We start from the raw sequence: 13,344 nt of genomic DNA, 5'->3' as shown, positions 1-13,344 counted from the left end.
TGATTCTGATTTGGAAATTCTGACTCAACTCCCGCAATGCCTGGGGAGGGGCAGGAGTTGAATTTAAGCAATGTTATCTACCTTAAAATCCGTATTTTGGCTTATTAGTCATTATACGGATTTTTTTTGCGCGATCATTTATGGGAAAACCTTTACTGCTGTTTACACTTTCATTTCTAAGTTTTTTTCCGGGTTTTAGTTTCCTTAGTCAGGCTCAGGATCAAATGGCGAGTCCGCAGATTGTGAATTATAACAATGAGCAATATAAGGCAGGAATTCAGAACTGGGACCTTGCTCAGGATAAAAACGGGATTTTGTATTTCGGAAATAATGAGGGCCTGCTCAGTTTTAACGGGGCATTCTGGAACCTCGTCCGACTGCCTAATTTCACTTCCGTGCGTTCCATTGAAATTGATTCGAAGAACCGGATTTTTGTTGGTGGGCAGGATGAGGCCGGGTACTTCTTTCCCGATGATCATGGGGTGCTTAAATACCACTCTATCGTTTCCCTTATTCCCGAAAAGTACCGCAAGTTTGCAGACATATGGAATGTGTCGATTTTGAATGACGAGGTTATTTTCAGAACCACAACAGCCATCATTCATTATAAAGACGGAGCGGTAAAAGTGTATAAACCAGAGGTCTCCTGGGAGTTTGCCGGACAGGCAAACGGACAGTTGTTTGCCCATTCCAAAGGTAAGGGGCTGATGGTTTACGAGGACAATGTATGGAAGCCTTATTGCAGTGATCCGGTGCTGAACAATTCTGCTGTAACCGCAATTATGAAGTATGGTAAAGACACTTTACTGGTTTCTACCTTAAAGAACGGCTTGTTCCTCATGAAGGATAAAAAGCTCATTGCTAAGAAGACCAGTCTGGACGGGATTTTTTATAATGACCGGATTTATTATGCAAAAGAAATGGAAGGCGATAAATACCTGATCGGGACCACTTCCGGAGGGGTGATGATCCTCAGCAAATCAGGTAAACTGGTGCAGCGGTACACGTATAAGCAAGGACTTCAGAACAATAATGTGAGGGGTTGTATCATTGATAACAACAAAAATCTCTGGCTCGCCCTGGATGATGGGATTGACTACATCGCCATCAATAGTGCCGTAAAAAATATCTTTCCTGACAAAAATAAACAGATCACCAGTTATGCTGTTGCCGGGTTTAATAACCATTTGTACATTGGTACTTCAAACGGGCTCTATGTGGCCCCGATAGAGTCTGGGTTAAAAGACCTGAGTCTTTCAAAGGGAGTGTTCAGGGAGGTCAGCAATACCAAAGGACAGGTCTGGAGCCTTTCAGAACTTAATGGTCACCTGCTGATGGGACATGAAGACGGTTTTTCCGTAATTGAACGGGATATCGCCCGACAGATATACAGTGTTCCGGGGACCTGGTTATTTCAACCGGTGTCCAATGTTTTTCCCTCAGCAGATATCATTGCAGGTTCTTATCTCGGGCTTCAGAAAATCAGTTACCAGAACGGTAATTTTATAAACGGCAATAAAGTGGAGGGGATTACGGAATCCCTGAGGTTTATTGCTTTTGATAACGACAACCAGGTCTGGGCTTCTCATCCTTATCATGGGGTCTATAAGATCGAGCTGTCGCCGGATTATAAAAGAATCACTAAATCTGTGCTTTACACCGACAAACAAGGTCTTCCTTCCTGGATGTACAACTATGTTTTTAAAGTGAAAAACAGGGTGGTTATTGCTACAGAACAGGGAGTTTATGAATACGATGCCGCAGGGAATAAATTTAAACCGTTTCCATTGCTCAACACTGCGTTAAAGGGGATGCCCATTCAATACCTGAAGGAAGACAGTAAGGGGAATGTCTGGTTTGTCTCCAATAAAAAGGTGGGGGTACTCGATTTTACCAGGCCCCGGGGAAACCTTCCTTTTTCTGTTCACTATTTTCCGCAGCTGGATGGCAAGGTGGTGGGCGGTTTTGAGTCCATCTATGTCATGAATGCGGAGAATGTATTTATCGGGGCGAATAAAGGGGCCTATCACCTCAACTATACCAAATATCTGGAGAACATTTCCAGACCTAAATTGGTGATGGGTACCATTCGCCTGATCGGGAAGACGGACAGTGTTATTTTTGGAGGTTATTATATGAAGAAGAATGACCTCAGTACTTCGCAGGATCCTGCTTCTGCCCTGAGGTTGTCCAATACTTTCAATTCCCTGCATTTTGAATATTCATCTACTTTATTTGAACATCAGAAAAACATTGAATTCAGTTATCAGCTGACGGGTTTTGATAAAAGCTGGTCGCCCTGGGCACAAAAAACAGAAAAAGATTATACCAATCTCCCGGCCGGCAAGTATACTTTTACGGTAAAGGCAAGAAATAGCGTGGGTAATGAATCTGAACCGGTTTCTTATTCTTTTGAAGTGTTACCTGCCTGGTATCAGAGTGTCTGGGCCTATATTCTTTATTTGTTGCTGGTAGGCTTAATCATTTACCTTTTCTTTAAATGGCAGAAAAAGAAGCACATTCTTGCGCAGGCTAAACTGAGCTATCTGCATCAATTGGAAATGGACCGTTCCGAAAAGGAGATTGTTCGTCTGGAGTATGAAAAACTGGAGGCAGATGTGGATTACAAAAACCGGGAGCTGTCTACCATGACCATGCACCTGGTGCAAAGAGGGAAGGTATTGGCAAAAATTAAAGATGTGATTTCTACGGTCATCAAGAATCACGACATTAACGACAGTTCTCCAAGTTTCAGGCACCTGATCCGTCTGATCCGGGACGTGGAAAAGAGCGATCAGGACTGGGATAATTTTTCCATGCATTTCAACTCTGTAAATGCCGATTTCTTTAACCGGCTGAAAGATCTTTATCCGGATCTTACTCCAAATGAACTCAAGCTGAGTGCTTACCTTAAGATGAACTTATCTACCAAGGAAATTGCACAACTTATGAACATTACCATCAAAGCAGTAGAGGTAGGACGGTACCGTTTGAGAAAAAAACTACGCCTGATGCCGGAAACCAATCTGTATGATTTTCTGATTACGATCTCCAGATCCGATGTAGCGGGTTGATTTATTTTAAATTATTGATATATAGCGTGTTGATTGTTTGTTGTAGTAGTGATGTAGGGCCTTTTTCGAGGCGCTGCAGGCACTCTAAACCTCGCTGTAGTGGCTGTGTAGGCCTATCTGTTTGTACAAATAATTTGCTCCTGGTATAGATTTGATGTTGCCTTTGCAAGATGCTCAGGCCAGCTAACCAAATATTAACCAACCAAATTAAATCGTATGAAAAGAAGTATTACTCTTATTTTCTTCGTATGCTGTTTGTTGATCCTGCCATTTATTACCAAGGCACAGGAGCTCACAGTAACGGGCAGGGTAACCGAGAAAGCAGATGGGAAACCTTTGCCGGGAGTTACCGTTACAATACAAGGCAGCAGCAAAGCGACCAGTACAGACGGATCTGGAAAGTATGCTATTGTTGCCCCTAACGGCGCAAAGCTGGAGTTCCGTCAGTTAGGAATGAAAGCCCAGGTCATTACCGTATCAGGAAACACAATCAATGTAGCTTTGGAATCAGATGAGACGGCACTCAGTGAAATTGTGGTCATCGGGTATGGAACACAAAAGAAAAGTCTCGTAACCGGGGCAATTTCCTCTATAAAAGCTGAAGACCTGAAAACGGTTTCTTCCGGCAGGATTGACCAGGCCCTGCAGGGTAGAACTGCAGGCGTAAATGTGATTCCAAGTTCCGGTGCACCGGGTGCAGGAATGAGCATCAGGGTAAGGGGAGCCGGTTCCAACAGAAAATCTGATCCTTTATATATCGTAGATGGGGTTCGTGCCGGAGGAATTGAATTTCTTGATCCTTCGGAGGTCAGCAATATTGAAATTCTGAAAGATGCAGCTTCAGCAGCAATTTATGGAGCTGAAGGTGCCAATGGTGTAGTTATTATCACTACAAAATCAGGAAAGGCAAATACCGAGGTCATCAATTACAGCTTTCAATACGGCTCACAATCGGCCAGAAATAACGTAAAGCCAATGAATGCGCTGCAATATCAGCAATACCTGGCTGAAGCTAAGCTTACCGGGCCTACTCTTGCCCAGGCGCAGGCTGTAGGTACCGGAACAAACTGGGTTGATGAAGTTTTTGATACCGCACCTTTGCAACACCACACGCTGAATTTTAGTGGAGGTTCTGAGAAGTCGACCTACCTGATCGGCATGAATTATTTCACGCAAAAGGGGATTATCGGAAGCGATAAATCTAAATTCGACCGGGTTACTGTAAGGATCAATTCCGACCATAAGATGAAGTCATGGCTGAATATCGGCGAGCGTCTTTCGTACTCTAATTTTACCAACCGTGGCATTTCTGAAAATACGGAATATGGCTCTGTGGTTGGAAGTATGCTGGCTTACGATCCGCTTACTCCCGTAACTTATACCGGAGAGTTGCCTGCTCATGTGAAGAATGCACTGGCCAGTAACTTTCCGCTGGTAAGAGATGGAAAAGGAAATTATTATGGAATCTCTCCATATGTGCAGGGAGAATACGGCAATCCATTGGCCATGATTGCCACCACCAACTCCAGAACCAATCAGAATAAACTGGTAGGTAATGTCTTTGCTGATGTGGAACCAATTGCCGGTCTTAAATTTACCACCCGTTTCGGTATTGATGCTGCGTTTGTAAGAAACCATGCCTGGAACCCTACTTCCTGGTATTCCAGCGAAAAAACAACCCCGATTGCTAACGGATCTGATTATCAGCGGAATTATTTCAACTGGCAATGGGAGAATTACCTCACCTACAATAAAAAGATAGGAGATCATAATTTCAGCGTCCTTGCAGGTACATCGGCTATTAAAAGAATGTACAACAACATCGAAGGCTCGTATTCCGGTATTTTCAGAAATGAAGATAAATGGGCCTATCCGGAATATGTTCTGGAGGCGAAAGAAAAACTATCAACTTTTACAGGAAGGTATGACGCCAGTACTTTACAATCGTACTACGGACGTCTGATGTATGACTATAAAGATAAATACCTGTTTGCAGCTACGCTAAGATACGATGGATCATCTCTGTTTCCGTCAGACAGACGCTGGGGGACTTTCCCTTCCGTATCGGCAGGATGGGTAATGTCTAAGGAAGACTTCTATACTTCCAGTATTTCTAATGTAGTGAACTATGCGAAATTAAGGGCCAGCTGGGGGCAGAATGGTAGTTTATCCAATGTTCCTATCGGTTCATGGCAAAGTTTTGTTGGCCAGGGGCAGAAGTATACCGATGCTGAAGGAAACTTTGTGCTTGGTGCGGCGCCGACAAACTTACTGAATCCCTTTCTGACCTGGGAAACCAGTGAGCAGCTGGATTTTGGATTGGATCTGAGTTTGTTCAACAGTAGGGTTACCCTGACTGCCGACTACTTTAAGAAAACGACCAAAGACCTGATTACCAACGGAGCGGCCCCATTTATTGCCGGGAACGGACTGAATGATGTAAACAGCGGAAATGTGGTGAATAAAGGATGGGAGTTTGAACTGGCTTATAACAATGGCAGGGAGAGCGCTTTTAAATATGAGATTGCGCTAAACCTGAGCGCTCTTGATAATAAGGTGACTAAAACCAATCCACTTTATCCGATTATCACCGGTGCAGGTGTGGGTACAGGCTGGTCTGCCACCCGTTTTGAGAAAGACCTGCCACTTTGGTATTTCTATGGATATCAGACAGATGGTATCTTCCAGAACCAGGCAGAGATTGATAAGTATATTGCGGATAACAAACTTACAGGCTATGCTCCAAAACCAGGTGATCCGAGATTTGTAGACGTTAACAAAGATGGCGCGATCGGTCCGACTGATCAGACCAATATCGGAGATGCTTTTCCTGATTTCACTTATGGTGCAAGAATCACCATGAGCTATAAAGGATTTGATTTGCTGGCCTTTTTACAGGGATCTCAGGGGAATGATGTGTTGATGGGATTTGTTCGTAATGACCGTCGTACGGCGAATAAACCGGATTTCTTCTTTAATGACCGCTGGAATGGCGAGGGCAGTACCAATACTTTCTTTTCAGCAGGTGCAGATGCAAAATCTTACAATAGTGACCTGATGGTATTCGATGGCTCATTTGCAAAAATCCGTCAGTTACAATTGGGATATACCCTTCCAAACTCCTTCACCAAAAAGATCAGCGTGCAGAATGTGCGTATGTATGTCTCTCTGGACGATTATTTCACTTTTACTAAGTATAAAGGGCTTGATCCTGAAGGAGGGAACGGCGGAGGTAATAGCATCGGTATAGACAGAGGAGTTTATCCAACCCCAAGAAAAGCGCTATTTGGACTTTCATTTAGCTTTTAGTAAATATTCAAAATATAATCTGATGAAAACATTTATTATAAAAACGGCAATATTAGGTATGGCTACACTTTTTCTAGCCTCCGGATGCAAAAAGTTTCTTGATCAGGAAGTTCCCGGACGACTGGATGAGAAGGAGTTTTACAAGACCGATGCAGATGCCAATCTGGCCATAGTAGGAACCTACGACATCATGCAATCTGACTATTATAAAGGAGGCTGGAACAGCATGTTAATGCTGAAGATTATGCCTTCAGATGAAAGTAATGCAGGTGGTGCAAATGGTGGAGATCAGCCTGGTTATCAGGAGCTGGATAAATACTCAGCTACTTCTCAGAACGATAAGGTATCTGTGGTATGGCAAAAATGCTATATCGCAGTGTATCGGGCCAATAAGATCATTAACAAGGTTAGTCCTGAATCGGATATCCGTAAAAGGATTATCGCTGAAGCGAAGTTTCTAAGGGCTTATAATTATTTTGAACTTGTAAGCATGTGGGGAGATGTACCGTTGGTTACGGATGAAATTGATCCGAACCAATACTCTTCTGTTGGTCGTACTCCGAAAGCAGCGGTTTATGAAAAGATTGAATCCGATCTGAAAGAAGCCATTGCCGTATTGCCATTGAAAAGTGCTTATTCCAAAGCAGATCGTTTCCGTGCGGCTAAAGGAACTGCCCAGGCGCTTTTAGGTAAAGTTTACCTGTATCAAAAGAAATGGGCGGATGCTGCAGCGCAATTTGACCTGGTGATCAACTCCGGGCAATACCAATTGGCGGAGTCTGTTGGAGATGCATTTTCCAGAGCGGGGGAATTCGGAAAAGAATCTTTGTTCGAAATTTCTTATACCAGTACTGCTGCTTATGACTATGGTAACTTTCCATGGGGAGACACTCCTGAAAGCAATATCCATGTGCAGCTATGGGGACCAAGATCTGATGCCGGATATAAAAAAGCAACTGCAGATTCATTGGTCGGAGGCTGGGGAATGAATCTTGCCAAAAGAAAACTTTTTGATGCCTATGTGAATGCGGGTGATGTGGTGCGAAGAAAACAAATCATCATGTCCAGAGAAGAACTGATTGCTGGTGGAGGTGAATTCCCGGCAACAGGAGTATATGACTTTGATGGTTGTTTCCAACGTAAATATGGATCTTATATCAGTCAGTCAGCGAGTACACCAAATGCGGTGATTGAAGTGAATTACGGAACAAACTGGCGTTTTATCCGGTATGCCGATGTGGTGCTGATGGCTGCCGAAGCAAACTTCCGTGCAGGAGCTGAATCCAAAGGACTTGGGTTCCTGAACCTGCTGAGGTCGAAAAGAAATATGTCGCAATTGTCTGGCCTGGGCGGAGACGCTTTATTTAAGGCAATTGTTCTGGAAAGACAGCTGGAGCTGGCATTTGAAGGCTTCCGTTGGTTAGACCTGGTAAGATGGGACCTTGCACAACAGGAACTGGGGCCGCTCGGTTTTGTGAAAGGAAAACATGAATTACTTCCTATTCCTTACAATGATGTGATTACTGCTCACCTGGCCCAAAATCCGGGATATAATTAAACTACAGCCTGTTTACTGATCTCTGTCCCGGGATCGGTAAGCAGGTTTAATCGCTCAATACCAATCAATGATGACGAAGAAATTCCTGCCCTTTTTATTCTTTTTACCTGTTTTATGTGCTCATGGTCAACAAGGGAAACCGGTTGCCAAAACAATCATTCAGTATACTACTGCGGCCGGGACCGACCTGCGGCTTAGCAAAACGGGATCACTATCCTTTAAAAGTATGCCTCAACCTCTGGAGACGGAGGTGTGTGTCTTTGTGGACCCCTCTAAAACTTTCCAATCTGTGATTGGTATTGGTGGTTCTATTACAGACGCGGTGGCTGAAAATTTCGCTAAACTGCCGGAGAAAAGCCAAGAGGAATTTTTGGAGGCTTATTATGACCGGGAAAAGGGAATTGGCTATACACTGGCCAGAACCAGCATTCATAGCAGTGATTTCTCCAGTGGAAGTTATACTTATGTAGCTGATATGGATACTGAATTGAAAACATTCGATGTTTCCCATGATGAGCAATACCGCATCCCCCTGATCAAAAAAGCAATCCTTGCTGCGGGTGGCCAATTGCCTTTATATGTTAGTCCATGGAGTCCTCCGGCCTGGATGAAAACGAATAACAGCATGCTGAAGGGAGGGAAATTAAAACCAGAATTTCGTCAGAACTGGGCAGATTATTATGTGAAATTCATCAATGCTTATGAAGCAAAAGGTATTCCGGTATGGGGCCTTACGGTTCAGAATGAGCCCATGGCCACCCAGAAATGGGAATCCTGTATTTATACTGCAGAAGAAGAAAGGGACTTTATCAAAGCTTACCTCGGACCCACTCTTGAGAAAAATGGGATGAGGAATAAGAAACTGATTGCCTGGGACCATAACCGTGATCAGGTTTTTCAGCGGGCCAATACCTTATTGTCTGATCCGGAAGCGGCGAAATACATATGGGGGATTGGGTTTCATTGGTATGAAACCTGGACCGGCAGCAATATGTTATTCGATAATGTGAGGCTGGTGAAAGAGGCCTTTCCTGATAAGAACCTCATTTTTACCGAAGGATGTGTAGAAAAATTTGATCTGGACAGTGTGAAAAACTGGGCTTTGGGTGAGCGCTATGGTTATTCTCTGATCAATGATTTTAACAGTGGTGTATCTGCCTGGACAGACTGGAATATGCTGCTGGATGAAAAGGGAGGACCTAATCATGTTGGTAATTTTTGTTTTGCTCCGGTTCATGCGGACCTGAAAACAGGAAAGCTGATCTATACCAATTCCTATTATTACCTGGGGCATTTCTCCAAATTTGTACTTCCTGGTGCGAAGCGGATTGCCTGCTCGTCAAACCGCGACCGGCTGATCAGTACTGCCTTTATCAATCCTGATGGAAAAATTGTCGTGGTGGTGATGAACAAAACCGGAGTCGCCCTTCCTTACCATTTATGGATCGACGGAAAATCAGTCGGGACTAATAGTTTAGCCCATTCAATTTCAACGATCATCATCAATTAATATATTCAGTATGACCTCAGTAACGATAGCTGTACAGCCGTATCCTTCGCCTCAACTAAAATTAACGCTGCTCATTTCCAGCCTGTGTTTACTCCTGATTTGTATCAGTACTCAACCTACTTTTGCACAGGGTTTCCTGAAGGCTGAAGGGCAAAAAATTGTAAATGAAAAAGGCGAAAATGTGCTTTTAAGAGGAATGGGATTCGGGGGCTGGATGGTTCAGGAAGGTTATATGCTGGGCCTGAATGGCGGCGGGCAGCAGTTTGTGATCCGTGAGAAAATTAAGGATTTGATTGGCGAGGATAAAACCCGGTTATTTTATAAATCCTGGCTTAAGAACCATACCCGTAAGTCGGACATTAAGGCCATGAAAGACTGGGGTTTTAATTCTGTCCGCCTTCCGATGCATTTTAACCTCTACACTTTACCGGTGGCTCAGGAGCCGGTAGCCGGGCAACAAACCTGGATTGAGCAGGGATTTGCCATGACGGACAGTTTGCTGGCCTGGTGCAAGGAGTATCAGCTTTACCTGATTCTGGATCTGCATGCAGCACCTGGCGGGCAAGGCAATGACCTGAACATTTCAGACCGTGATCCGAATGCCTCTTCTTTATGGGATAGCGAAGCCAATCAGCAAAAAACTGTTGCACTCTGGCGTAAGCTGGCTGAACGATATGTTAATGAGCCATGGGTTGGTGCTTACGATATCATCAATGAACCTAACTGGGGATTTGAAGACCTTGCAAATGATAAAAACGGGATAAAGGAACAGAAGAATATCGCGTTGAGAAAGCTGATGGTAGAGATTACCAGCGCTATCAGGGAAGTAGATCAGCGGCATATGGTCATTATTGAAGGAAACGGCTGGGGAAATAATTACAACGGAATCTTTCCGCTATGGGATAAAAATATGGTGTTGAGCTTTCATAAATACTGGGCTTTTAATGATCAGGCTTCAGTAGCAGGCATGGAAAAAGCCAGAACAGAGCAGAATGTTCCCGTATGGCTGGGAGAGACCGGAGAGAATTCTAACGTATGGTTTACAGAGGCGATCCGTCTTTTTGAAAGAAACAACATTGGCTGGGCATGGTGGCCTTTGAAAAAACTGGGCAACAACAATCCGCTGCAGGTAAGGAGCAATCCGGATTATGATGCCGTGTTGAAGTATTGGAACGGAGCCGGAGAGCGGCCTTCTTCAGCTATAGCCGAAAAAGGATTGATGCAACTGGCGGAAGACCTCAAAACAGAACATAATATTTTTCATCAGGATGTAGTGGATGCCATGTTCCGTCAGCCTTTTAGCTCAGAAACGAAACCTTTTAAAGACCATATTATCCAGTCAGGGAGTGTACTGGCAGCAGTGGATTATGATTTAGGAATCAACGGACAGGCGTATTTTGATCTGGATACGGCAGATTATCACGTTTCTACGCAAAAAACAACGCTGGGAAACCGGGGGCGGATTTATCGTAACGATGGGGTAGATATCAGCAGACATATAGCTCCGGAACAGGGGTATTTTGTGAGTGATACCGAGCCTGGAGAATGGTTGCAATACACCATTAATGTAAAGGAGAAAGGCAGGTATACTTTATCTCTAAATGTTGCTTCAGCGGATTCTAAGGGTGAAATTTCTGTGCTGGTTAATGGAAAAAAGCAGCTTGAAAATCAAGTCGTCCCGCATACAGGTGGAATGCACGTTTTCAAACCGCTGATGATAAAGGGGATTCAATTGTCTGAAGGTACACAGCAATTAAAAATTTATATCAATAAAGGAGGTTTTAATTTTAGTGACCTCCGCTTTGGAAGATAAACGCGCTCGTGTTTAATTGTCAATTGATAAGATGGTCTGAAGAGGCCATCTTTTTTTATGGGTTATTTTTTAATCTGCCAAGGTTGTTTTATACAATGCCAATGGTTTCAAAATAATTATTTAACATTACAGTGCGTATTCCAGCTGATTAAAATCGGCTTTTTAGGATATGTAGGGGAAATTAAGGGTATGACATTAAAGCGAATTTTTAATGAGCGGTTGTTGTTGAAGCAAATCTCAGAAGGGGATGAGCATGCATTTAGCATTTTGTTCTATCATTACCTTCCTGTATTACAGGCTTTCGCTTTACGTTTTACAAAATCTCCCGCTGCCGCTGAGGAGATTATTCAGGATACTTTTCTAAGGGTCTGGTTAAACAGGGATAAGCTAACAGAGGTAGAGAATGTAAAAGCATGGTTGTATAAATATGCTTCAAATGAATGTCTTGGTCATTTGAGAAAAGTCCTGAAGCAGGCTAAAGCGATAGACAATTTAAAGCAGGAACAGGCCCATGAAAGTAATACGACTACTGATACCATTCATTTGAATGAAATTAATCAGCTGATCAGCGCAGCTGTGGAGCGCCTGCCGGCACAAAGAAAAAAGATTTACCTGATGAGCAGAGGGCAGGGCTTAAATATTCCGGAAATTGCCTCTTCGCTGGACCTCTCTCCAAATACCGTAAAAAATGCCCTCGTGATTTCCCTGAAATCTATCCGGGAACATTTGCAACACCATGGTGTTACGTTAGGCCTGCTGGCTTATATCGCTTTGTTAAAATAATTTTTTTTAATTCCCGATAGTCCTTAATTCCTTTTGCTGCTTCTTACTATCTGAATCTATGAAGGAACGAATAAAACATTTATTGGAGCAGTTTGAAGAAGGAACGCTGAGCAGGGAAGAGACCGACATGCTTTGGGAACTGACCGGAGCAGAAGCATCGGCCGTTGAAGAAGGAATTCTGGAAATGATGGAGCTGCAGGCCCCGGCTGAGCAGCAGCCCTCTGACGATCAGGACTGGGCTGCAGTGCTGAACAGAATTGTATCCGTTGATCAACCTTTGCCGGTAAAAATGGCTCCTTCTTTTACTCCTTTGCGCTGGGTTGCTGCAGCGGTGATTTTAATCACCTTCGGCCTTGGTGTCTATTTTTACAGTGCGGTCAGAGAGGGCAGGCCTGGTTCTAATCCGGAGCGCTATGCCACCGATGTTCCTCCCGGCGGAAACAAAGCAATCCTTAAGCTGGCTGATGGATCGGAGATTTCCCTGACTGATGCGGAAAATGGTGCATTGGTAAAGCAGGCGGGAATCAATATTGTAAAAGCTGCCGATGGTCAGCTGGTATATCATATCAATCCTTCAAAAACTAGTCCGGAAGGCTATAATACCATCACGACACCAAGGGGAGGACAGTATCAGGTCAATTTGCCGGATGGCACCAAAGTATGGCTTAATGCCGCTTCTTCTCTAAAGTTTCCCCTGAGCTTTACGGATCAAAAGACCCGTATGGTAGAATTGAGCGGTGAAGCCTACTTTGAAGTGACAAAGAACAAACATCAGCCTTTTAAGGTCATCAGCACATCCGCCTCCATAGGTGGTCGTACTCAGGTGCTGGAGGTGCTGGGTACCCATTTTAATGTGAATGCCTATGCTGATGAAGAAAGTATCCGGACTACTTTACTGGAAGGGAGCGTGCGCCTCAACCATCAGCTGACGCTGAAGCCCGGTGAGCAGTCCATTTTTGCTCATGATCATTTTCATGTAGTTCCGGCAGATACGGAAGAAACGATTGCCTGGAAAAATGGTTATTTCATGTTTGCCAATGAGGACCTTCAGCACATCATGAGAAAAATTTCCAGGTGGTATGATCTGGAGATCATCTATCAGGGAAAAATAACAGATAATACTTTTATAGGGACGGTATCACGGTTTAAAGAGGTATCCGAAGTATTGAATATTTTAGAATTAACGAAGACGGTACACTTTAAAATCGAAGGGAGGAAAATTATAGTTATGCCATAAATCTACTCACAGTTTTAGGGAAGCTGAATGGCTTAAATAAATAGGTCAGACCCGACTGCC

At 43.7% G+C, this 13,344-nt stretch carries 7 protein-coding genes; all 7 read left to right on the top strand.

All coding sequences use genetic code 11. The annotated features are described in order from the left end of the window. Positions 1–140 precede the first annotated feature (140 nt). Positions 141–3,074: a triple tyrosine motif-containing protein gene (locus BFS30_RS02615; RefSeq protein WP_069377849.1), complete on the top strand. Its 2,934-nt coding sequence runs from the start codon at positions 141–143 to the stop codon at positions 3,072–3,074. A 216-nt stretch (positions 3,075–3,290) separates the two neighbouring features. Next, entirely contained in the window at positions 3,291–6,383 is a 3,093-nt protein-coding gene (locus tag BFS30_RS02610) for a SusC/RagA family TonB-linked outer membrane protein (protein ID WP_069377848.1), read from the top strand. A 22-nt stretch (positions 6,384–6,405) separates the two neighbouring features. Beyond that, positions 6,406–7,941, top strand: coding sequence for a RagB/SusD family nutrient uptake outer membrane protein (locus BFS30_RS02605; RefSeq protein WP_069382254.1), 1,536 nt, complete (start codon positions 6,406–6,408; stop codon positions 7,939–7,941). A 67-nt stretch (positions 7,942–8,008) separates the two neighbouring features. Then, positions 8,009–9,451 carry a glycoside hydrolase family 30 protein gene (locus BFS30_RS02600; RefSeq protein ID WP_069377847.1) on the top strand — a complete coding sequence of 481 codons (1,443 nt, stop codon included), beginning with the start codon at positions 8,009–8,011 and terminating at the stop codon, positions 9,449–9,451. Between the two features lie 10 nt (positions 9,452–9,461). Further along, positions 9,462–11,264, top strand: coding sequence for a cellulase family glycosylhydrolase (locus tag BFS30_RS02595; RefSeq protein ID WP_083251918.1), 1,803 nt, complete (start codon positions 9,462–9,464; stop codon positions 11,262–11,264). A 189-nt stretch (positions 11,265–11,453) separates the two neighbouring features. Continuing rightward, positions 11,454–12,047, top strand: coding sequence for an RNA polymerase sigma factor (locus tag BFS30_RS02590; protein WP_069382252.1), 594 nt, complete (start codon positions 11,454–11,456; stop codon positions 12,045–12,047). A 58-nt stretch (positions 12,048–12,105) separates the two neighbouring features. Continuing rightward, positions 12,106–13,284: a FecR family protein gene (locus BFS30_RS02585; protein ID WP_069377846.1), complete on the top strand. Its 1,179-nt coding sequence runs from the start codon at positions 12,106–12,108 to the stop codon at positions 13,282–13,284. Positions 13,285–13,344: the final 60 nt, after the last annotated feature.

It is taken from the genome of Pedobacter steynii, from assembly GCF_001721645.1.
Classification (GTDB): Bacteria; Bacteroidota; Bacteroidia; order Sphingobacteriales; family Sphingobacteriaceae; genus Pedobacter; species Pedobacter steynii_A.
Note: the sequence above shows the minus strand (reverse complement) of the source record. Positions and strands in the feature narration are given on the sequence as shown.